The organism is Roseimicrobium gellanilyticum (assembly GCF_003315205.1).
GTDB lineage: Bacteria > Verrucomicrobiota > Verrucomicrobiia > Verrucomicrobiales > Verrucomicrobiaceae > Roseimicrobium > Roseimicrobium gellanilyticum.
Genome location: NZ_QNRR01000014.1, coordinates 128192 through 148560, shown reverse-complemented (window position 1 = coordinate 148560; position 20369 = coordinate 128192). Strand labels below are relative to the sequence as shown.

Below are 20369 nucleotides of genomic sequence, written 5' to 3'. Positions count from 1 at the left end.
GACGGTCTCTTCTAGAAACCTACAGCAGTTTCTTCTTCTTGAAGAAGACGATGGGCAGGATGGCGGAGAGAACGATGATGATCATCACGGCCCAGAATGCGATGGGATTCTCTGCAATCGGCAAACCCACGTTCATCCCGTAGATGCTCGCGATCAGCGTGGGAGGCATGAAGAGCACGCTGGCCACGGTGAAGATTTTGATGATCTGGTTCTGCTGGATGTTGATCAGGCCCAGCGTGCTATCCAGCAGGAAGCTCATCTCCTGCGTTTGCTGGTTCGTGTAGTCGTCGAGGCTCTTCACGTCGCGCGCCACGCTGCGGAAGAGCGCGGCCAGTTCGCCCTTCATCCAGGGGGCGGCGTTGTTTAGGAAGTACTGCAGCATGCGGGCGATGCTGACCAGGCACTCGCGAAGATTTGCCACGAGACTGTTGTGGCGGCCGAGCAGCTTGATGACTTCATTGAGGTCACATTGACTCTCGCCGCCGGAGGTCTTGTTCGGATTCACGCGGAAGATTTCCATCGCGATGCGGCGCAAGTCCGCCTCCACATTCTGCAAGGTATCTGCGATGCGTGCGACAATGGCCTCCAGCAACGTGAGGAATACGGCGTCACTGCTGAGCGGAAGGGTATGCTGACGGCGGACTTGGTCGGCAATCACGCGCCAGGCCATGGGGTCCGCATAGCGCACGGTGGTGAGCGTGTCCGGACTCACGACGAAGGTGATCGCGGAGGTCTCGGGTACGGGCGTGTCCAACCCCACCGGCACCCATGCCGTCATGTAGAGTGCCCCCTTCTCCGAATACAGTCGCGAGGACTCCTCGATCTCCTGCATCTCTTCCCGCGTGGGGAGCTGGTACTCCAGCCACTGTTCCGCTTCCAGTTCCTCCGCCCTGGCAGGGTTGAGCAAATCAAGAAAGACCAGGTTGTCCGGCAGGGGATGGGGCTTCTGGTCCTGCCAGTCGATGAGCTGTCCCTGCTCTGTGATGAGGCGGATCATGCGTTGTCGGTGTGGGATCGCATGGTGGGGAGAAGCAAGGAGGGATCAAGCCGGGAAATGAAAAAGGCGCGGGGTGACCGCGCCTTTCCGTGCTGATTGGACGTGAAAGTTGAACGTGGAAACAGATCTGTCACAGGAGCCCGCCAATGCGCAGCAGTCCATCCTTGGACATGGAGCCTGAATGACGGGCCACGAGTTCGCCGCCCTTGAAAAACAGGAACGTGGGCAGGGCGCGGATGTTGAATCGCAGACCCGTCTGGGGAGAGTCGTACAAGTTCATTTTGCAGACCTTGATCTGCCCCTCACGCTCGTCGGAAATCTGTTTGAGCACTGGCTCCATGACACGGCAGGAGCCGCAGTTCTCACCCCAGACATCCACGATCACAGGCAGCGAACTGCTGCCTACCTCAGCCTCGAAATTGGCGTCGGAAAGAGTGATCATGGGTGCTGCTGGAGCGCCGTGCGCACATCGGGCGACGTTTTCATGCCGCCCGGCAATGGAGGACGCGTCTTCGCTTAGAGCGACTCGAGCTTCTTCAGCAGGCCGTCCTTGGACATGGCGCTGGTCTGGCCGAGGAAGTTGCCGCCCTTGAACCAGAGCAGAGTCGGGATCTGGCGGATGTTGTACTTCGCAGCCACGTTCTGGTTGCTATCTACATCCACCTTGGCGGCGATCACCTTGCCGGCGTTCTCGGTGGCGAATTGATCGAAGACCGGTGCGAAATGACGGCAGGGGCCGCACCATTCCGCCCAGAAGTCCACTACCACGGGCACTTCAGCCTTCTGGATCTCGGATTCAAAGGTTTCATCAGTGAGGTTGACGACGTTTGCGCTGGCCATGGGAAAGAGAATTAGGGTTGCTGAAGGTTACGCAGACATCGTGGCGAGAGGATGCATGGGATCAACCGAAACCTCCCGCCCCCTGCGAATGCTGGCGGACACAAAAAAGCGCCGCCCGCTGGGGCGACGCTTTTTTGAAGTCAGTCTTCGATCGTGACCGGAACCGTCCGAGGGTGGACCTCAGAGCGGATTCTTGGTCAGGATGCTGAGCGCAAGAATGGCGATCGACAGGAGGAAAAGAAGCCAGGCAAAGACCATGGGAATCGTCGGGGTGGAGGGTTATTGGTAACGCTGGCGGATCTTCTTCAGATCGTCCTCGTAGGTGCTGCGGTAGGTGCCGGGCTTGTCAGGATTTTCCTGTTCCCAAGACGGTGGATTCATCGTGGGCATGCTGAAAGCAGATGCCTCGTCGTCATTGGGCGTATTGAAGACCGTTCCAGAACCGACCACGGCGATGAACGCGAGTGCCACGGACAGGATGGTGCAAACGATGGCGAGCGGAGCGAGGCCAGCCTCGGGATCCTTCTCATCATAAAGCGGTGCGCTGTCTTCGCTAGGCTGACGGGCAGCGGCGGCCGCAGCGGGAGCGGCGACGGCGCCTTTGGCCATGGGCTGGGTGCCCTTGGCAAGCTGCACGGTGGCTTTGGGAAGAGCTTGGGTAGGACCGCCAGGAGTGCCGGTCTTGGCCATCGGAGCGGTGCCGGAGCCGGGGGGCTTGGGCGGAGCGCCGGGAGCCTTGGCGAGCGGCACGGTGCTGGCGCCTGCCTCCACCTTGGGTCCGGTGGGAGGAGCGCCTGCGCCGGGAGGCTTGGGTGCGCCTGGAGCGCCGGGGGCCTTCTGCAGGGGAACTGTGGGTGCCATGGGAGGCGCGCCACCGGGACGAGGAGGAGCACCGGGAGCGCCCGGGGGCTTGGCTCCCACGGGAGCGGGAGGAGCGCCAGGAGGGCGCGGAGCCGCGGGAGCGCCAGCAGCGCGAGCGGCAGGGGCAGCCGGAGCGCCAGGAGGACGCGGAGCTGCGGGAGCGCCGGGTGGGCGGGGGGCGGCAGGCGGACGGGGAGCGCCAGGAGCTGCGGGAGCGGGGACGGCGTCCAGCTTCACATAAGCGGTCGTGCGAGATGCGGGCTGCGGGGCACCGGCAGGAAGCACTACGGGAGCAGTGGCAGGACGCGCGGCGGCCGGAGGCAGCGGGGAGCTGGGAAGCTGGATGGGCGCGGTGGCCTTGCTGGCAATGGACACTGGGCCGGTCTTCGACATCGGCGGCAGCGGAGCAGGCGCCGCAGGAGCGGTGGGCACACGTGCGGTAGCGGCTCCGGCGGGCGTCACGGAAGTCGTGATGGGGCGCGGAATCGGCGAGGTATTGACCACCGGCGGAATGGGGGCGGTCATTTCCTTCGGCTGGGTCATCCCGGCACCCGGACGGGCCCGCAGGGTGATGCGTACGGTCTCCTTTTTAAGCGGCACGGCAGCCGTCTTTTGGGACGGTCCTGGCGGCGGTGTCGGCTGTGTCTTGTTGTCCATGGTGCAAAAATTTGTCACGGAGACATGGAGCCGCCGTGTATTTCAAAAAAGATTAGCTGTTTTCGTCGGAGAGAGTCAATGGGATTCTCCTCTTTTGGGAGGAAGTTTTGCGGGGGGAGAATGTGATGCATGCGCCGGTGCATGAAGGGATTGACATCGCCTCACCGGAACCGCCATGCTTTGGGCGCTCGAGTTGCCAGAATTTTCATCATCCTGTTCTTGATGCTTCCATGGAACCCTTGCCTTCTCCAGAACATCCCGTTGTGGTCTACAAGCCGTCCCTACTGGGATTGCTGCAAGAAGGAGGATTGTCTGCCTGGGTGATCTTGTTCCTCGCACTTCTTCTATTTGCCCTCTTCGTTACCTCATTGGTGGGCAGGCGCAGCGTGTCATCCATCATCGCTTACTTTGCTGCCGCCTTCCTTCCTCTCATGGTCGGGTTGTGTGGGGTTGCTGCTGGGGCCATCGCTGCTTTCGAGAACTTGGGCACCGCCGGAGTGGCGGATCCGGCGCACCTTTCCGCAGCCATGGGGCGGATCATCTTTTCGCTCCTCATGGGGGCAGCGGTGACCTTCCTGGGGTTGATTGGCACGGTTGTCCTCGCCTTGGTGGGGCCTTCCAAGGTGGTGACTCCGCCACCGGTGCCTCAATAGACAGAGGAAAGTGGCAGCATTGGACGGCGGGCAACTTTCGCTTGCCTCGCCCTGCCCACGCCGTTACGAAGCCTGCCCACGTTTCTCACCACCACCCATGAGAGTTCTTATCACCGGAGGCGCCGGTTTCATTGGTTCCCACACCACCGAGCGGTTGCTCGCAAATGGCCACAGCGTCACCATCCTGGACAACTTCAACGACTACTACGATCCGGCCATCAAGCGTGAGAACATCCGCGCGATTCGTGATCAGATCACCCTGGTAGAGGGTGACCTTCGTGAAAAGGATGACGTGGAGCGCGCCTATGCCGCCGCACCGGTGGATGCGGTGATCCATCTCGCCGCACGCGCCGGGGTCCGGCCGAGCATTGAGCAGCCCGAGCTCTATATCGATACAAACATCAAGGGCACCTTCAACATGTTGGAGGCGGCGAAGAGCCACGGTGTGAAGCGCTTCGTCTTCGCCAGCAGCAGCTCGGTGTACGGGGTGAACAAGAAAGTTCCTTTCGCCGAGGTGGATCCCATCCTGCAGACCATCTCCCCGTATGCCATGACGAAGATGGCCGGCGAGCAGATGTGCTCGAACTACTCCGCCCTCTACGGCATCCGTACCGTCTGTCTGCGGTTCTTCACGGTGTACGGTCCGCGCCAGCGCCCCGACCTCGCGATTTCGAAGTTCACCCGCCTGATCCACGAGGACAAGCCCATCGACCGGTATGGCGATGGCAGCACGGCGCGTGACTACACCTTCATCAGTGACATCGTGGACGGCATCATCGGGTCTCTGGAGTACACTGGGGACGAAGCCGCGCCCAAGTGCGACATCTTCAACCTGGGCGGTTCACAAACCGTGACGCTCAATGAGATGATCGGCGCGATCGAAAAGGCCCTCGGCAAGAAGGCGCAGATCAACGCCATGCCCGAGCAGCCCGGAGACGTGCCGCTCACGAGCGCGGATGTCGGTAAAGCCAGCACCGTGCTGAACTTCAAGCCCACGACCCACATCGACACCGGCATCCCGCAGTTTGTGCAGTGGTGGCTGGAGATGCGGGAGAAGGGGCTGAGGTAGGTTTGCCTGCCATGAGACGCCTCATGGCAGCTCTTTGGGGGCCACTGTTCGTGGTGGCCGCGTGCTTTGTTCTTGTGGGGGTGTATCACATCACACGAGAATGCCACTCCTCGTGGCATAAAGATGGCGGCGTCTTCTACGAGGACAATGGGACCGAGGTGATCTTTTCCCCGAACCCCATCCGCATCGGGAATGTGCTTTTGTCGTGGAAGGGGCCGCTGTGGATGGCTGCTGGGTTCGGGATGGTGATTGGGTCCCTTGTCATCTCACGCCGTGTGAAGCTGACGGAGGTATCGTGATGTGCGATGCATGCCTTCCATCTTGCCTTGGGTGTTCGAAGGGGTATCGTGGGATGTATGACCCCAGTGGTTGCCACAGATTCGCTGTCTAACTTCCAGCGAAATACCGGAGCACGTCTGGAAGAGCTGCATCGAACGGGGGAACCTGAGCTCTTGACGGTAGACGGGGAGCCCGGTGTGGTGGTGCAGGATGCTGCATACGAGGCCATGTTGGATCGCCTGGAGCAACTTGAAGCTGTCACTGGTATTCAGCGAGGAATAGACTCTGCCAAAGCGGGTAAAGGACGCCCTCTCGACGAATTCCTGGCGGAGATGCGTCGCAAGCACAGCATTGCTCCGCCGGCCTGATGAGCCGCAAATACACCATCCATGTTCAGCCGGAGGCGGAATCGAATATGGAAGACGCATACCAATGGTTGCTGGAGAAAGCTCCGGCGTACGCGGCTGACTGGTTCCATAACCTCGTGAGAGAATTTCACCAGCTTGAGGTGCATTCTGAAAATTTCCGTTGGCCCCTGAGAACCGCTTTGGAATCTTTGATCGCGAAGTGCGCCAAATGCTCTACGGCAAGGGATACTGGAAGTACCGGATTTTGTTCTTTGTGGAGGGAGATATCGTCCAGATTGTTCACGTGAGACACGGCGCGCGTCGCTGGCTCGGAGATCCTGCTGAAGAAGAGCAGGAGCCATGAGAAGATGTTGGCGGATGCCTGCGGACGCACCGGGAAACCCGACTCCTTCCCGCATTCACAATCTCCTGCTTGGCTCGGCATGGGCACTGCGCTACTGCTTGGGTGCATGGCTGCTTTTCCCCAGTCCGTTGTTAAGCTCACACAAGCGTTGGTCCGCATTCCTTCGGTGAATCCCGATGGAGATCCCGGGGTCGACAAAACCGGAGAAGCGGACGTGGCGGCGTATGTGGGGGACTTTCTGAAGCACTCTGGGGCCGAGGTGGTGATTGAAGAGGTGCTGCCAGGCAGGCCGAATGTGATTGGGCGTTTCCGATCTGAGCCTGCGAATGATGGCAAGCCGAAGCCGCGCATCGTTTTCGGTCCGCATCTGGATACGGTGGGTGTGGGCGGCATGACGATTGACCCTTTTGGCGGCGAGGTGCGGGAGGGGAAGCTCTGGGGGCGCGGTGCGTGTGATACCAAGGGGCCCATGGCGGCGATGCTTTGGGCTTTATGGGAACTGCGTGATGAACTCGCGACGCTGCCCGTGGAAGTGCACTTCGCGGGATTCATGTCCGAGGAGTCCGACCAGCATGGCTCGCGTCATTTTGCGAAACATCACGGGAAAGACTATGCCTTCGCACTCATTGCGGAGCCCACGGATCTGAAGACGGTCTTCAAGCACAAGGGCTGCTTGTGGGCGGATATCGAGACGTTCGGCATCGCGGTGCATGGGTCGCGACCCGAACTGGGGGAGAATGCCATTGTGAAAATGGCAAAGCTCATCAAGGCGCTGGATGCCGATTTCCGTGCTCAGCTTGCAAACTGCGGCGATGACGAGTGGTTGGGCCGCAGCACGATCAGCCTCGGGATGATTCGCGGTGGCACGCGGGCGAATATCACCGCGGATCATTGCCGTCTCACGGTGGACATCCGTTACAATCCTGCGGTGCGGGATCATGGTGGCCCGCATGAGCTGCTGAAGGCATTCGTCGCGCATCTGGATCCAAGTGCGAAGGTCACGCCTTGCGGGGCGCTTTCTCCGTGTCTGGATACATCGGCGGAGGATCCGTTTGTGAAGTCACTCGTGGAACATGGCGCCGCATTGACTGGTGCACCGTGGTTCTGTGATGCCGCGTTTCTCGCGGAGGCTGGGGTGCCTGCCATCGCCATGGGTCCGGGCAGCATTGCCCAGGCGCATACGAAGGACGAGTGGATCGAGATTGCGGAGCTGGAGCGCGGGGCGGAGTTTTGGGTGAGGTGGCTGAGGGGTGAGGGGGCCTAGCCTTAGATGATAATTGGCAACCGTGCGCTACGGGTTTAGAATAGGCCTGTCATGAGTGCTAGAGACATCATCCGTGAAATTGAGGCGCTGCCTCCTGAAGAACGCCGCATTGTTAGGGACTATCTCCTTCAGGCGGAAGACAATCAGGAAGATGTTCGACGCATGGAACGCTCGAAAGCGGAAGCCATCGCGGAGCGTGTTTTTGCCGATCACGCGGAGCTTTTCAAGAAACTGGCTCAATGAGTGATGAGCATCCTGAGTTTCTCAGTCGAGAGATTGTCGATGCCCTTCATGCCCGGTCCTTGAAGCTATTTGGCGGCTTACAAGGGGTACGCGATTCTGGTCTCGTCGACTCGGCGCTAGCCTCGGCGGAGAATGCGTGGTTCTACGGCAGTGGTGACGTTTTTGATGTGGCAGCGGCTTATGCGTTCCATCTCTCCCAAGCACAGGTATTCTTTGATGGGAACAAACGCGCTGCTGTTGCTGCGGCCTTGGTCTTCTTGAGCGGCAATGGAATTGCTATTGTGAACAAGTATGACGACGAAATTTACGATGGATTGATTGCCATTGCAGAGCATCGAATTGGCAAAGCGGAATTGGCTGCTCTTTTTCGCCGGTTGTTTGGCTGATTGCGCAGCCACTCAGCAGCACCCCGATCTCGGCACACATCCACCCTTCACCACGGGTGCTTCTCCATCGCGATGCGTGGGCTCGGGGCGACCGGGGCGGAAGTGTTCTTCGTGATCGAGGGTGGCGTTGAGATCCGCGAAACTGGAGGACACACTCTCAAGTGAGGCTTTGAGCGCGGCCACCAATTCGTCCGGCGCGGTTTCCGCGCGGAGATTCACGATCAATTGTCCGCCCGTGCTGGGTTCGTCGAGTTCCATGCCGGTTTCAGGAACATTGTCCGTGCGCACCAGATTCACGGAGGCGATTTCACCGGCGATGCCATCATCTGGGCTATAGGTCATCTTGAGGTGGGCAATCTCCGCGCCCTGGGATTGCAACCTCTGCTGGATGGACTTCGCCAGTGCCTGCAGGTAGGCATTCGCATCGAAGTCTTCCTTCGCCTTCAGGGTAATGGTCGCATTGAGCCAGCCGAGGAGCGCCTCGCCGTCTGCGTACACATCGTAGTCGACGGCCATCGGGGAGCGAGAGGACTGGGTTTCGGTCATCAGCTCACCAAACCAAGAATCGAGACCGGAACCCTGACGCGCGGAAACAGCCACGACCTTGGCGTCGGGAAACTCCTTCTGCATGGCTTCGGTGAGCTCCTGCAGTTGTTCCGTGGTGACCGCGTCCGTCTTGTTGATGATGATGACCTCGGCCTCTTCCAGCTGCTTCTTGTAGATGTAGGCCACCTTGGACGAGAAGGTGCCGCCGGCATCCAGTCCCAGGATGCGGCGTGCGCGCACGGGATCCACCAGCACGCTGAGTGGGGCGATGGAAAAGTTCTGCCCATACATGCGGCGTAGCGGGTAGGTGACAGTGGCGACCAGATCCGTGCAGCTGCCGACCGGCTCGGCGATGAAGACATCCGGTTTGGTGGCATCGGTCAGTTTGGCAGCGGCATCGACGAGCGTGTTGAAGCGGCAGCAGAAGCAGCCCCCGGCAATCTCTTCCGTGGCATAGCCCTGACTGCGCAGCAGCTTTGTGTCGACCAGACCGCCGGCTTGGTCATTGGTGATCAAGCCCACTTTCAGTCCCTGGTCCGAAAGGTGCTTCGCGAGCTTTCCGATGCTTGTGGTTTTGCCGGCGCCGAGGAAGCCGCCGATCATGATGTACCGGGCCTGTTTCGTGGAAGCGAATGCGGTCATGAGAAAGCAATGAGTGGGGAGGAGATATGCCGAATGAGGCAAACATCCAACGGTAAAATCCGCCCGATTTATCCCCACTCAAAAAAGTACCGCCGGAAGGGGACACACTCATGTCTCCTTCCGGCGGCAGCCACAACACCCAGCCCCACCCGGGGCCAGGAGATTCTTGTGCGCGCCTAGTAGTAGGCCTTCTTGCGCAAGGCTTTCCGGCTGCGGGTCACCTCATCGAGGACGCCGCCGACCTGCCACTTGTAACCGTTCAGCTTGTTCCACTGGTCGGGATGCTCATTCATGAGCCCGGTGATCTCCTGGTCCAGGCGCTTGAGCGCGGCTTCCAGTTCATCGAGCTTTGCATACTCGGCCTTCGTGCCGCGATTCTCCGCAATGGTCTGGCCGAGCTCTTCTGAGGATTTCTTGAGGTAGGCGATGGCGTTGGGCACTCCGTTCAGTCCGCCCTGGAGGCGCTCGCTCTGATTGATGCGGGGCGTGTGAGGCATGAGTTGTGGCGGCTTCTGGCGCAGCACGGCCTGTGGCTCGTCCGGAAGACCGCCATCACGCGCGTCGATGAGCGTCGGAGTGATGAAGAACATCAGGTTCTTGTGGTTCTTCTGCCTGCCCTTTGCTTTGAAGGCATATCCCAGCACCGGGATTTTCCCCAGTACAGGAATGCCGGTTTCGCCTTCGCGTTCGCGTGCTTCATCAAGACCGCCGACGGCCACGGTGTAGCCGCTGTCCACTTCTACCGGAGCGCTGTACACGCGGCTGGTGGCGATGGGGTAGGGATTGCCCTGGATGACCTCGGTACCCAGGATGCTGGAGACGGTGAGGGCCATGTTCAGGTTGATTTTGTTCCCCTGCATCTTCTTGGGCAGGATGTTGATCACGGTGCCGATGGGCAGGTAGCTGATGGCGGCGGTCGTGGTGGCGCCGGTGCCGAGGCTGGTGGAGGCAGTACTGCCCAGCACGGGCTGGTTCACCACGTTGCGAATGACCACCTCGCGGTTGTTCGTGGTGACCATGCGCGGATAGCTCACAGTCTTGGTCTCTTCATCGCGGAGCATGGCGCGCAGTTTTAGATTCACGTCCTGCGCGCTCAGCACGGCACTCATGGGTGCGCTGGTACCGGCGACGCTCTCCGCCAGATTGGTGAGGGTCAGCAGATTGGCGAGGTCCGTGCGGTAACCGCCTTCCGTCTGGGGTCGGTTGGTGGTTTCCACGTCCGTGATGCCCGTCTCCGGGTTTGGCGTGACGGATTCCACCTGGCGGAAGTAGCCATTGGTGCCGAACGTGCCAGACCAGTCGACGCCGAATTCGCGGCTGGGGTCACGGCTGGTTTCAAAGAACTTGATCTCAATCGCGATGAGAGGTTGCGGGCGATCCGCGGCGGCAAGGTACCCTTCCACCCACATGTGCTGCAACCGTGTGGCCACGATGTAGAGGGTGTTTGAATCGGATTTCCAGATGACCTTGGGTTTGCGGATGTTTCCGTAGATGTCCATGGGCACACCGGAGACATCCGGTGTCTCGCCTGTGATGGTGGATTGCGGCGAAGGCGGTGCCAGGGGAGTCACTGCGGACATGGCCGCTTGCCCAGCGACAGGTTCCGCACCGAGATCCAAGATGGCGCGGATATCATTGATGAGTTCGCTCTTCTGCGTCTGGAAGGTCTCACGAGCGCCTTGGAGATCCACGCCGCCTGTCTGCACACCTCCGTCGTAGTTGGTGGAGCCGGAATTGCCCATGGAAGGAAGCGAGAGGCTGCCGCCGCTGCCCCCCGAGCTCACCTTCGTCACACGCTCAAAGGCGTTGTATTTGATCTCATAGGCCTTGCCCACGAGTTCCTTGTCATCCGCCGGGCGCACATACCAGATGTCGCCGTCCAGCACGAGCGCGAGACCGTTGGATTTGCAGAGGGTCTCCAGGGCCTGAAACGGACTGGCATTCAGGGTAAAGGTGATGAGACGATCCGCCTCTGGACTGCCATCGGGCAGGGAGAAGAAGGAGATGCCCGCCTCAGTGGCCAGGAAACGGATCACATCCGCCAGCACGGCCTTGGAGAATTCATAAGGGCGCGGGACGGTGGTTCGCAGCTTGCCAGCGGCAGCCTCGTACGAGGGGGATGTGAGCTGCAGGACGCTGGCGTCCTGCCCATGAAGCAGAGGCGACGCAAGCAGCAATAAAGCAGCGCTTAGCGGCCGGTGTAAGGTTCGATTCAGGGGCATGGTGGCGGTTGTGGCTATAGAAATTATAATACCGCCAAACCGATTGTAAAATGATTCTAATGAAAAACATAAAATTTTGTGGAATTTATCTAAATCACAACACAATTACACTCTAAAACTGCATACCGATTTAGGCTTGTAACGCGTTGAAATTATGGAAACAGCAAATTTTCTAAATCGTAGACTTGATATTATTTATAATTTCCATTACACTATTTAGATGGTTTGCCACTCTGCATTTCGACCCGCTTCGACGCGGTCGGCTCACCAAGGATTTTCCTTGGTCGAGATGCTGATTGCCGTGGTGCTGATCTCAGCGCTGGCCGGGGTAGCGATCACTCTCCTTACCCACACAAGAGGAGCTTCGGTGCTCACCAAGCTAAATGCCGACGTGATTAGGCTGAATCAAATCATCTCCATGTACCTGGCAAATGGTGGTTCCCTCGACGGAGCCTCCTCTCCGGCACTCGTGATTGCGAAGCTGAAAACCATCCGATCGGATGCAGACGCCAAAAAGCAGGTGGGGGTGACAACGGGTCGCAGCCTGGACATCCGCCTCGTCCCACGGATGACCAATGAACGCGAGCGGCTCTCGAACAGCCCTCGCGCGGTGTGGAATTCCTCCACGAAGCGTTTCGAGATCTCCACCGATGCGGGGGACTTGGGCGTCATGGACTTTGTTTTGGATGACAGCCTGACCACGGTGAACTTCCCCACGGAGAGCCGCACGCGCACGGCGCTGCAGTACAACGACACTGATGGTGGGTGGGTATGGGCACCGGGCACCCACACGTCTCCGACCCTTCTGTCTCCTCTGAATCCCACCCTGGCGCTCAACGAGAATGTTTTCGATCCCACGGTAGCGCCACCGGCTGGCACTACGAGCGGGAGCACCACGTCTGGAAGTACGACCAGCGGCAGCACGACGAGTGGCAGCACCACCTCCGGCAGCACTACGTCGGGCAGTACCACCAGCGGGAGCACTACCTCGGGGAGTACGACCAGTGGCAGTACCACGAGTGGCAGCACGACTTCCGGGAGCACCACCAGTGGAAGCACTACCGGCACGCCGGTGACCACACTGCCCAAACCCATCAATACTCCCAGCGGCGGTACGTTTACCGCAGGAGCATTTCCCACAACGATCACGATCAACTCCAACGGTGCGCCGGGCTCCGGCAGTCAGTTGCGCTACCGCATCAATGGAGGCTCCTGGATCAACTACACCGGCGGATTCACGATCAATTCGGGAGACAAGGTGGAGTCCCGAAACTTCACCACCGACGCGGTGCTCTATGCGGACAGCAGCATCGACTCCGACACCTACTACAAGCTGGTCGCATCCTTCGCCGGACAGACCACACCCTCATGGATCAATGGTGCGGGTGGACCAGCCCTGGTGACCAACTACAACAATAGCAATCCGGACAGCGTCACCTTCTCCCATGGTGACACCCGCCTGGACCTCGGGAATGGCGAGTATCTGGACGCCGGTGTGGAAAATACCATGACCTTCAACCGTGAGCAGTTCTCCGGTGTGGTGCCCAACACGGACTTCACGCTGGGCACGCTCGTGATTCTCAATGGGACCACCTTCAATGACTCCGAGGCCACCAGCGTGACGCTGAAGATGGTGCTCAATCTCACACAGCCGGTGACCCAGAGCGGCACGGTGAATGTCAACTTCACCATGGTGAGCACGCCGAATACCAGCGACCGCCTCGCGAGCGCCGACACGGTGACCGTCAGCAATCCCACCACCTCCTACACCGTGACGACCGGAGGCGTCACCTACACACTGCAACTCAAGCTCGTCAGCCAGGATACCAACAGCGGCCTGGTGAATGGAAACACCTTCTACATCTACGAGGGCGCGTCCGCCACCGCCACCGTCGTGGGTCAGTTCAAGAGCAACAGGTAAGCCCGACCTTCCTCCTTTCTTCCTTCTGTCACCATGGACGACATTCACGAACGCAGCCAACTGGGGCATCGCATCCTGCACATGGCGAAGGACCCGGGCATCAGTGACTTCTACATCACTCCATGGGAGCCGTTGTGCTTCCGCCTGAATGGGAAGCTCTACTACGATTCCTACATCTACCAGCCCTCGGTGCCCATTGAGGTGGCGCCCGGCACGGCGGACTATGCGGTGAGCATGGGCGGACGGAGATTCCGTGTGAACCGCATGGCCACCCGCGGGAGGATGCGCTGGGTCATGCGTCTGCTCCCCGAGCAGATTCCCACGGTGGACAAACTGGGCCTGCCCCCTGCCGCACTCAAGGCATTCCTGGAGGCTAAGAATGGCCTCTATCTTGTCTGCGGCGCCACGGGCTCCGGTAAATCCACCACCATCGCGTCCATGCTCATGGAGCGTGCCAAGCGACGGCAGGAGCACGTGATCACGTTTGAGGATCCCATTGAGTACCTCTTCCCCCACGGTCTGCCTTCCCTGGTTTCTCAGCGCGAGATCGGCAGTGATGAAATGGACTTCGGAAAGTCGCTGCGGGCAGCTCTGCGTCAGGCGCCGGATGTGATCGTAGTCGGTGAAATTCGCGATGGTGAAACTGCGGAGATTGCGCTGCAGGCGGCAGAGACAGGGCACGTGGTGGTCGCCACACTGCATACCACCAGCGCGGCGCAGACGGTGCAGCGTTACTTGAAGCTGGTGCCCAGCGAACGTCTGGACAACGCGATGCTCTCCTTCGCGGACTGCTTCAAGGGCATCCTTTGCCAGCGCCTGTTGCTGGATGAGCAGAAGGCCCGCCGTTTCGCCATTCATGAGCTGCTGCTGCCCTATGACTCCGTGTGCGGCATCATTCGCCGTGGAGAGTTCAAGAAGCTCGATCACGAGCTCGAGGCCGGCATGACTCGCGGCATGATCAGCTTCGACCGCAGTCTGAAGCAGAAGGAATACGAGGGATGGAGACCTGCCTTCAACCGCCCGACCGGTTTCGCCGATCACGAAGTTTTCGACTACCTGCAAAAAGAACAACTTGCCTCCACTTATGCCGCTGCTTGAAGACATCAAAAGTGTGCTCAGCTTCGCCGCTTTCCGACCGGATCCTGATGATCCGGGCATTCCGTGGAACAAGCGTTTCACGGGCCGGCGCAGCCTGTTGCTGAATGTGAATCGCACCCACACTTCGTGGAGGGCACTGGGCAAGCGTGGTTCTTTCCAGGAGTCCGGGGTGCAAGAGGGCGAGTTTCCGGAGATTGCCTCCTCGCGTGCGGAGGAGTGGCGCAGTCTCACGGATGGTGGATGGCTGAACGTTTCGCTCAACAACCGCTTCATCATCTCCCTGGAGAACAATCTCAGCCGGCGCGAGAACTTCCAGGAAGTGCTGCGGGTGAATCCCAAGGCCGTGCTCGGCGCGAAGTTCGATCGCGGCAAGCGCTATGCCCTCTTCCATCATCCGGATTCCACGGCGTCCATCCTCATGGCCTGTGATGACTCCATGGTGAAAGTCACTGAGGAGGCCCTGCGGGCGAACGGGCTCAAGGCCGGTCGCATCTGCTGCGGACTCTTTGCCATGATGGAGACGAAGCTCACCGAGATCTACAACTCGGGGCGTCCGGAGGCGAAGGGGAGCTTCCTTCTCATCGCCACCTGTGAAGGCTCCATTGCCGCGCTCGCGCAGCAGGCCGGGCAGTGGACGGATCTCCGCTCGAGAAGTGGCATGGGCACGGAGAGTCCGGATGCCATGCTGCAAATCATCGCCCCGCTCGTGCAGAAGTTTCCGCAGGGCACGCCGGTGTTCTATGTGCATGACGGCACGGACGAGCGCTTCTCTACCGCCATGGTCAGCCAGCTCTCCAGCATCGGGGCCGTGGACATCACCCAGGATGATCAGCTCTGGCGCTCGATTGGCATGAACTGATCGCCCGGCGGGACCATTTGAACTTCAACTTCATTGCTATGCAGACCATTTGTCACGATTTCAAGACGCCGCGCACGGACACGGCGCGGAGGCTGCCATCCGTCTTCATGATGGTGCCCATCATGTTTTACCTCGCGCTCATCGGAGGTGGGTACTTCGGCGCCACTTCGTACATGACCCTCCGCCAGGCGACAGAGGATCGCGACTTCTGGAAGCAGCAGCAGGCTACTCATGAAGAGACCACCGCGGGATACGCCGCGGAGACTTCCCTGGTGGAAGTGGACAAGAAGAAAGCCGAGAAGCTGGCCCAGTGGGTGGAGGGCACACGTACGCTCCAGCCGATTACCGTGGCGGTGCTTCGCAGCGTGCCGCCGGAAATCAGCCTTGGAGAGATGACACTTGAGCGCAGTCCGGAGATGCCGCAGCAGCTATTCATGGCGGTGAAGATCAATAGCGGCACGCTCGAAGAAGTGGGGCGCATCCAGAGCGCCGTGGGTGCGCTGAACTACCGCGCCTACAACAGCCAGCAAACCAAGTCCGGTGACGGTCTGGACTACCGCACCATGCTGGTGTGGCAGCAATTCTGATCCCGCCCGGCATCACCATCCCTCAACAGACTTTCCTATGAACGGAACCAAAATCGCCTGCGTCGTGCTGATGATGTTCGTGGCCACCATCGCCTACGGCACGCAGATCATGCACCAGCGGGCCAAGGCCATGAAAGAAGAGGCGGAAATGGCAGAAACGGACTGCCGCAACGCAGCGACCGCCAGCGAAGTGGCCAGCACCACGCTGACACGCCTGAAGTATGACTCCGGTGATCTGAGCCAGTTTCTCAATGACTGGAAGCCATTCATCAAGCGCATCCAGACCGTGCAGGAGGCGGAGCAGGTGTTGCAAAGTCTTCTGCGCAACAGCGGCATCCTGACCGTTTCACAGAAGTTCGAGGTGCGTGAGCATCGGGAGAACAAGATGATGCCCCGGTTCCTTCAGGGCACGCTGGTGGTGGAGGATGAATTCTCCAAGACGATGAACTGGCTTGGCGAGTTGGAGAGGAAGGTCCCGCTCTCCCGCGTCACCTCCTGCAGGCTCAGGCAGGGGGAGACCGGTCGTCAGGTGAACCTTGAGCTCCGCTTTGAGATTCCAATCATCGATCTGGAGGCCCCTGTGGATGCGCCTCCCGCCCAATAGCCGTCACGTCCCATGAAGATGAGAACCACCATCGCCACCTTGTTGGGAACTGTGCTGCTGTCTGAGGCAGCGTTGCACGCGCAGCAGGAGTATGTCCCTGACGTACCATCCGTCGCAGCGCCTGTACAAGCGGGTCCAGGGCATGATGCCGTGAAGTACACGCTGCTGAAGCCGAACGACAAGACCTCAGAAGCGGTCCGCGAAATGGATCGCAACCCCTTTGGCCGAAGTGATGTGGAAATTCAGGTGCAGAATCAGAAGGGCACCAACGAGGAGAATCAGGTCCGCGATGTCCTCGCCAAGCTTCGCGTGGTCGGTGTGTCGCCCGGCCCCAGTGGTCTGCGTGTGATGTTGGGGGACATGGTGCTGGAGGCCGGGCAAATCGTGCCACAGGTGCTTCCTGAGCAAACCATCTCCCTGCGCGTGGCGAGCATCTCGCACGACGCCATCAACCTCGTATGGGTGGAGGCAAAGCCTACAGGCCTGCCACCGCGAGCGCTGACCATTCCGGTGGATATCCGTCCGTCAGTCCGCGTGCGGCTCATGGGCCAGCCCACGGCGAAGAACCAGTGGGAGAAGAACAGCCAGGACAAGAATGGCGCTCCGGTGACCCGGCAGTTTCCCGCGACGGCACAGACGCCTGCCTTCAATGAGAACTACATGGTGAACACGGAAAACGTGCCCAAGGCGTTGCCGGTGGAGGATGAGAGTCCCACTTCTCCCGCCACCTTGCCCGCGGCACTGATACCTGCCGCCGAAAAGCCGTCCTCCGAATGGGATCAGGCGATGAAGCTTCTGCAAAAGCTCGTGCCCGCGCCGTCGCAGAATCCATGAAGGTTCCACGCACCATCGCTTCCGGCTCCGGTGTGGTCTTCTCCGTGCGACTTCGCCGCATGCGGTGTGGAGAGCGCGGTGCAGCCATGGTGGCGGTGCTCATGTTCATCTTTGTGGGGTCGATTGCACTGACCGCGGCCATCCACCTGATGGGAGCCCGGCTCCAGCAAACTGAACGCATGGGCATCGGCGTGAAGCGTCATGTGGTGTGGGGAAATACCGCCGCGGTGAACCAGCAGTATGCGTACACCTACTCGCTGCGCGACAACGTGACTCGCACCGCCAGCACCGCCGTGCTGCCTGCAGGCTCGGGCACGGCTTACGCGGACACCACCACCTGGGGCGGGATCTCCGCCGGCGCGTACGCCAACTTCAGCGCATACCGCAGCATCCAGCGCGCCTCGGATGCCACAATCAGCTATCCGTTCAACAATCTCAGACTCCTGCCGACCGCGGACAACAGTGTGTTTTATCTGCGCACTGCCGCCGACTCGGACAGCGCACAGACGGAAAGCCTCACCATCTACAACTATCAGAAGAGCTATCCTTCCACGTTGCTGGGAGATCTTCTGATTGTGCACAAGCGACCCACCACTTCGGGGACGTACAGCTTCAGCGGCAACATCCGGGTGGATGGACGTGTGGTCATCTACGATGGCACCGCAGCGATGGGAAACTTGAAGGCCACATCGTGTTTGCAGGCGGTTTCCAGCATCACCAATACGACGAAGACAAATGATGGATCCGCGTCGCTGATGCCGGATAACTTCCCTTCACGCCCCATGGCCACCGCCGGTTACGGCGGCACGTCGAATCCGACGGCAGTCACCAACGGCACGCTCAAGCTCATTGAGAACACCGACTTCCCGGTGGGCTCCATCAAGACCACGCTGGAGTCGGGAGGCACTTCCACATGGATGACGTGCAGCACGAACAGCAGCAGCAGTACCAACATTGAAACGGACGTCGCAAACGGAACGTCCACCGGCCCTTTCCAGGTGAAGCTGGAATCCAGCCCCACGTATCCCGTGCCCACGACTTCGCCTTATGGATACACCAAGAGTGGGAACCTGAATGTGCTTGTGGTGCGCCTCAAGAACTCTGGATTGAAACACCTGAAGATTGTCAGTGGCCTGGAACAACTTGTGTTGGAAGGGCAGACCACCACCACGGACTACACCAGTGCGGCGGCATTGGATCCGGTGATCATCTGGGTGCAGCAGGCAGATTTGCGCGACATCCGCTTCATCGGAGAAAACAGCCGGCCATTGATTCTTGCGGTGGGCCCCGGAAACAGCTCCGGCACCACAGCCGCGGTCACACTCTACATGGAGTGGCGCGGTAGCAGTCTTGTCTCAGGCGGGCCGTTGCGCTGGCGCATGCAGCTCTTCAATGAATACCGGAATCTCTATCTCGCGCCACCCAGCAGCACGGTGAATGCGCAGATCATCGGCGGCATCCGCACGAACTGGAGCATCAACAGCACCTACACGGACAGCGTGGCCCGCTTCCTCCTGGCACGCGACGCCAGCCCGACGGAAGAGCTGGAATTGATGCTTCCGCGAGATGCGTGGATTGAGCCCTATGTCCTTGTGCGCTGACATCTTTCTTCCTTCTGATGTTCTTCTTCCTCCATCGTACACACATTCAGAAAGCGGCCTCTGCACGGGCACGTTGGAGAGGGTTGCGCGCTGGCTTCTCCCTGGCTGAGCTGGTGGTGGCCACGGCGATCGCCGGTGTGGTCGTGGGTTCCGCAGCGCTGGCTTATGGGACGCTGACGCGGAACCAACGGCAGTTCACCAACCTTTCTACTGTCCGGCTCCCGAGCTCCAGCATGCGGAGCAATTTCTTCCCCGGGCAGTCGTCCAGCAACAACATCAATGTTCCTGTGGCGCCGAACTTCGGCAGCCTCGCGCGGGCCGAGGTCATGCGGGAGAAGTTCATGGCGGACGTCACGCAGAGCATTGCCGTGTTCTGCCTGCTGAGAAATGCCAATGTGCTGAACACGATTCGCCCGCTTACGATTCCCTCGCCCACGGACGGCTCGAAGCTGGACACGCCCGATGCCTTCCGCACCTATTTGAATGCCAAGGTCAGCGGCGCTTCTTCGGTCTTTACGCGTGGCTATCGCAACTACGATGATCCGACGCAGTCTGCGCCCGCGCCGAATCTGACCATCTTCATCCTGGGCTATTCGGCGAATGCCGCCACCATCCCGGTACTGGCGGTCTATGATCTGGACATGGTGCAGGCCACAGATCCAAATTCCACGAGCACGCAGATCGGCACCTATGCGGCCATGCGACGCTATGTGGGCACCAGTCTCACTGCATACTACGACGTCTTCTACCGAAAGACGGAGACCGATAACTTTGCTCCCACCGTGGTGGCCTTTGAACGGCGCTCACGCCTGGCTGTTGTGGAAGACAGCACGACCATTGATCGCTTCAAGAAGGCCGCGGAACAGCCCTTCTATTTCCTCTTCTGGCCGGATCCCTCGGAGGAGTCACTGGCGCTTCCAACAAATGCCAAGCCGTCTGGCGTGTGGAATGGCAGCTACGGCACCACGGACCCGCGTCGTGGTTACAATCACATGGGTGGTCGCACCTCCTTCATGTTCACGGTGCCGATGTTTCCCTCGTCATGAAAACTTCTGCGTCCCATCGCCGCGCGTGCGGCTACACCTTTGCGGAGGTCCTGGTGGCTTCAGCGCTGCTGGGGCTTGCGATTGGTGGTGCAGTGTCGCTTACGGCAACGATGAACACCCAGCACACCGCAGCGCTGAGCCAGTCGGTGGCGTATAACTATCACGACAACGCGGCACGGCTCTGGCAGCTTGGCCTGTCAGATGCCGAGGCGCTCGCCCTCCTGCCTGACGTGCGGGACAATGCCGACCTGGAGAATGTCATCGTCCCAACCACCACGGGTTCGAACAAGCAGGTGAGCTTCACTGCAGTGTCCAACACCACGCTGGCCACGTCCATGGGCACCGTGGAAAAGACCACCTGCTCCGTCACCATTCGCAATCCCGTGGGCGGCGCCACGAACCGCAACATCTCCGTGGATGCCTATCGCGCCAAGATTCGCTGATCTGCC

The 20369-nt window shown here is 59.9% G+C and carries 23 protein-coding genes and 1 pseudogene; 18 read left to right on the top strand and 6 right to left on the bottom strand.

The genetic code is table 11. The features are described from left to right. Positions 1–19: 19 nt before the first annotated feature. From DES53_RS27905 to DES53_RS27890, 4 genes are all read right to left on the bottom strand, one after another. Positions 20–997 carry a magnesium transporter CorA family protein gene (locus tag DES53_RS27905; protein ID WP_113961628.1) on the bottom strand — a complete coding sequence of 326 codons (978 nt, stop codon included), beginning with the start codon at positions 995–997 and terminating at the stop codon, positions 20–22. A gap of 130 nt (positions 998–1127) precedes the next feature. After that, positions 1128–1439: a thioredoxin family protein gene (locus tag DES53_RS27900; RefSeq protein WP_113961627.1), complete on the bottom strand. Its 312-nt coding sequence runs from the start codon at positions 1437–1439 to the stop codon at positions 1128–1130. A 74-nt stretch (positions 1440–1513) separates the two neighbouring features. After that, positions 1514–1837 carry a thioredoxin gene (trxA, locus tag DES53_RS27895; RefSeq protein WP_113961626.1) on the bottom strand — a complete coding sequence of 108 codons (324 nt, stop codon included), beginning with the start codon at positions 1835–1837 and terminating at the stop codon, positions 1514–1516. Between the two features lie 279 nt (positions 1838–2116). Further along, positions 2117–3355 carry a hypothetical protein gene (locus DES53_RS27890; RefSeq protein ID WP_113961625.1) on the bottom strand — a complete coding sequence of 413 codons (1239 nt, stop codon included), beginning with the start codon at positions 3353–3355 and terminating at the stop codon, positions 2117–2119. A gap of 230 nt (positions 3356–3585) precedes the next feature. Between DES53_RS27890 and DES53_RS27885 the strand changes: the two genes are divergently transcribed. From DES53_RS27885 to DES53_RS27850, 8 genes are all read left to right on the top strand, one after another. Then, positions 3586–4008, top strand: coding sequence for a hypothetical protein (locus DES53_RS27885; protein WP_147263662.1), 423 nt, complete (start codon positions 3586–3588; stop codon positions 4006–4008). Between the two features lie 97 nt (positions 4009–4105). Next, positions 4106–5077, top strand: coding sequence for an SDR family NAD(P)-dependent oxidoreductase (locus tag DES53_RS27880; RefSeq protein ID WP_113961623.1), 972 nt, complete (start codon positions 4106–4108; stop codon positions 5075–5077). Between the two features lie 11 nt (positions 5078–5088). Next, positions 5089–5376: a hypothetical protein gene (locus DES53_RS27875; protein ID WP_113961622.1), complete on the top strand. Its 288-nt coding sequence runs from the start codon at positions 5089–5091 to the stop codon at positions 5374–5376. Positions 5377–5529: 153 nt separating this feature from the next. Then, positions 5530–5724 (top strand): hypothetical protein, encoded by a 195-nt coding sequence (locus tag DES53_RS27870; RefSeq protein ID WP_211325718.1) that lies wholly within the window; start codon positions 5530–5532, stop codon positions 5722–5724. A gap of 160 nt (positions 5725–5884) precedes the next feature. Beyond that, the gene (locus tag DES53_RS27865; RefSeq protein WP_113961620.1) at positions 5885–6067 is read left to right on the top strand and encodes a hypothetical protein; all 183 of its coding nucleotides are present in this window, start codon (positions 5885–5887) and stop codon (positions 6065–6067) included. 106 nt (positions 6068–6173) lie between these two features. Next, on the top strand, positions 6174–7331 hold the full coding sequence (locus DES53_RS27860) for a M20 family metallopeptidase (protein WP_113961644.1): 1158 nt from the start codon (positions 6174–6176) through the stop codon (positions 7329–7331). Positions 7332–7382: 51 nt separating this feature from the next. Continuing rightward, on the top strand, positions 7383–7574 hold the full coding sequence (locus DES53_RS27855; protein ID WP_113961619.1) for a hypothetical protein: 192 nt from the start codon (positions 7383–7385) through the stop codon (positions 7572–7574). Next, on the top strand, positions 7571–7960 hold the full coding sequence (locus DES53_RS27850) for a type II toxin-antitoxin system death-on-curing family toxin (RefSeq protein WP_113961618.1): 390 nt from the start codon (positions 7571–7573) through the stop codon (positions 7958–7960). Before DES53_RS27855 ends, DES53_RS27850 begins: the two co-directional genes overlap by 4 nt. Positions 7961–7972: 12 nt before the next feature. Here DES53_RS27850 and DES53_RS27845 read toward each other — a convergent pair whose 3' ends face one another. Both DES53_RS27845 and DES53_RS27840 read right to left on the bottom strand, forming a co-directional pair. Continuing rightward, on the bottom strand, positions 7973–9148 hold the full coding sequence (locus DES53_RS27845) for a GTP-binding protein (RefSeq protein WP_211325717.1): 1176 nt from the start codon (positions 9146–9148) through the stop codon (positions 7973–7975). 176 nt (positions 9149–9324) lie between these two features. Further along, positions 9325–11370 carry a type II secretion system protein GspD gene (locus DES53_RS27840; RefSeq protein ID WP_113961617.1) on the bottom strand — a complete coding sequence of 682 codons (2046 nt, stop codon included), beginning with the start codon at positions 11368–11370 and terminating at the stop codon, positions 9325–9327. A gap of 220 nt (positions 11371–11590) precedes the next feature. Between DES53_RS27840 and DES53_RS34115 the strand changes: the two are divergent. From DES53_RS34115 to DES53_RS27795, 10 genes and pseudogenes are all read left to right on the top strand, one after another. After that, a pseudogene (locus DES53_RS34115) lies at positions 11591–11701 on the top strand (prepilin-type N-terminal cleavage/methylation domain-containing protein); the annotation flags it as partial. Between the two features lie 87 nt (positions 11702–11788). Beyond that, positions 11789–13291, top strand: coding sequence for a choice-of-anchor K domain-containing protein (locus DES53_RS27835; protein WP_245958284.1), 1503 nt, complete (start codon positions 11789–11791; stop codon positions 13289–13291). Between the two features lie 33 nt (positions 13292–13324). Next, the gene (locus tag DES53_RS27830) at positions 13325–14389 is read left to right on the top strand and encodes a type IV pilus twitching motility protein PilT (RefSeq protein WP_113961615.1); all 1065 of its coding nucleotides are present in this window, start codon (positions 13325–13327) and stop codon (positions 14387–14389) included. Continuing rightward, the gene (locus tag DES53_RS27825) at positions 14376–15248 is read left to right on the top strand and encodes a hypothetical protein (RefSeq protein WP_113961614.1); all 873 of its coding nucleotides are present in this window, start codon (positions 14376–14378) and stop codon (positions 15246–15248) included. Before DES53_RS27830 ends, DES53_RS27825 begins: the two co-directional genes overlap by 14 nt. A gap of 107 nt (positions 15249–15355) precedes the next feature. Then, positions 15356–15835 (top strand): hypothetical protein, encoded by a 480-nt coding sequence (locus DES53_RS27820; protein ID WP_170157473.1) that lies wholly within the window; start codon positions 15356–15358, stop codon positions 15833–15835. 37 nt (positions 15836–15872) lie between these two features. Continuing rightward, positions 15873–16439: a hypothetical protein gene (locus tag DES53_RS27815; protein WP_113961612.1), complete on the top strand. Its 567-nt coding sequence runs from the start codon at positions 15873–15875 to the stop codon at positions 16437–16439. 12 nt (positions 16440–16451) lie between these two features. After that, positions 16452–17273: a hypothetical protein gene (locus DES53_RS27810; RefSeq protein WP_113961611.1), complete on the top strand. Its 822-nt coding sequence runs from the start codon at positions 16452–16454 to the stop codon at positions 17271–17273. Continuing rightward, the gene (locus DES53_RS27805; protein WP_113961610.1) at positions 17270–18874 is read left to right on the top strand and encodes a hypothetical protein; all 1605 of its coding nucleotides are present in this window, start codon (positions 17270–17272) and stop codon (positions 18872–18874) included. Before DES53_RS27810 ends, DES53_RS27805 begins: the two co-directional genes overlap by 4 nt. Before the next feature lie 17 nt (positions 18875–18891). Continuing rightward, a complete protein-coding gene (locus tag DES53_RS27800) occupies positions 18892–19920 on the top strand; it encodes a pilus assembly FimT family protein (RefSeq protein WP_113961609.1) in 1029 nt (342 codons plus the stop codon). Beyond that, positions 19917–20363 (top strand): hypothetical protein, encoded by a 447-nt coding sequence (locus tag DES53_RS27795; protein WP_113961608.1) that lies wholly within the window; start codon positions 19917–19919, stop codon positions 20361–20363. Before DES53_RS27800 ends, DES53_RS27795 begins: the two co-directional genes overlap by 4 nt. Positions 20364–20369 lie beyond the last annotated feature (6 nt).

Excerpts from the sequence above, each read along its gene's own strand:
- DES53_RS27905 (WP_113961628.1), bottom strand. The coding sequence starts at position 997 with ATGATCCGCCTCATCACAGAGCAGGGACAGCTCATCGACTGGCAGGAC.
- DES53_RS27900 (WP_113961627.1), bottom strand. The coding sequence starts at position 1,439 with ATGATCACTCTTTCCGACGCCAATTTCGAGGCTGAGGTAGGCAGCAGT.
- trxA (WP_113961626.1), bottom strand. The coding sequence starts at position 1,837 with ATGGCCAGCGCAAACGTCGTCAACCTCACTGATGAAACCTTTGAATCC.
- DES53_RS27890 (WP_113961625.1), bottom strand. The coding sequence starts at position 3,355 with ATGGACAACAAGACACAGCCGACACCGCCGCCAGGACCGTCCCAAAAG.
- DES53_RS27885 (WP_147263662.1), top strand. The coding sequence starts at position 3,586 with ATGGAACCCTTGCCTTCTCCAGAACATCCCGTTGTGGTCTACAAGCCG.
- DES53_RS27880 (WP_113961623.1), top strand. The coding sequence starts at position 4,106 with ATGAGAGTTCTTATCACCGGAGGCGCCGGTTTCATTGGTTCCCACACC.
- DES53_RS27875 (WP_113961622.1), top strand. The coding sequence starts at position 5,089 with ATGAGACGCCTCATGGCAGCTCTTTGGGGGCCACTGTTCGTGGTGGCC.
- DES53_RS27860 (WP_113961644.1), top strand. The coding sequence starts at position 6,174 with ATGGCTGCTTTTCCCCAGTCCGTTGTTAAGCTCACACAAGCGTTGGTC.
- DES53_RS27855 (WP_113961619.1), top strand. The coding sequence starts at position 7,383 with ATGAGTGCTAGAGACATCATCCGTGAAATTGAGGCGCTGCCTCCTGAA.
- DES53_RS27850 (WP_113961618.1), top strand. The coding sequence starts at position 7,571 with ATGAGTGATGAGCATCCTGAGTTTCTCAGTCGAGAGATTGTCGATGCC.
- DES53_RS27845 (WP_211325717.1), bottom strand. The coding sequence starts at position 9,148 with ATGACCGCATTCGCTTCCACGAAACAGGCCCGGTACATCATGATCGGC.
- DES53_RS27840 (WP_113961617.1), bottom strand. The coding sequence starts at position 11,370 with ATGCCCCTGAATCGAACCTTACACCGGCCGCTAAGCGCTGCTTTATTG.
- DES53_RS27835 (WP_245958284.1), top strand. The coding sequence starts at position 11,789 with ATGTACCTGGCAAATGGTGGTTCCCTCGACGGAGCCTCCTCTCCGGCA.
- DES53_RS27830 (WP_113961615.1), top strand. The coding sequence starts at position 13,325 with ATGGACGACATTCACGAACGCAGCCAACTGGGGCATCGCATCCTGCAC.
- DES53_RS27825 (WP_113961614.1), top strand. The coding sequence starts at position 14,376 with ATGCCGCTGCTTGAAGACATCAAAAGTGTGCTCAGCTTCGCCGCTTTC.
- DES53_RS27820 (WP_170157473.1), top strand. The coding sequence starts at position 15,356 with ATGATGGTGCCCATCATGTTTTACCTCGCGCTCATCGGAGGTGGGTAC.
- DES53_RS27815 (WP_113961612.1), top strand. The coding sequence starts at position 15,873 with ATGAACGGAACCAAAATCGCCTGCGTCGTGCTGATGATGTTCGTGGCC.
- DES53_RS27810 (WP_113961611.1), top strand. The coding sequence starts at position 16,452 with ATGAAGATGAGAACCACCATCGCCACCTTGTTGGGAACTGTGCTGCTG.
- DES53_RS27805 (WP_113961610.1), top strand. The coding sequence starts at position 17,270 with ATGAAGGTTCCACGCACCATCGCTTCCGGCTCCGGTGTGGTCTTCTCC.
- DES53_RS27800 (WP_113961609.1), top strand. The coding sequence starts at position 18,892 with ATGTTCTTCTTCCTCCATCGTACACACATTCAGAAAGCGGCCTCTGCA.
- DES53_RS27795 (WP_113961608.1), top strand. The coding sequence starts at position 19,917 with ATGAAAACTTCTGCGTCCCATCGCCGCGCGTGCGGCTACACCTTTGCG.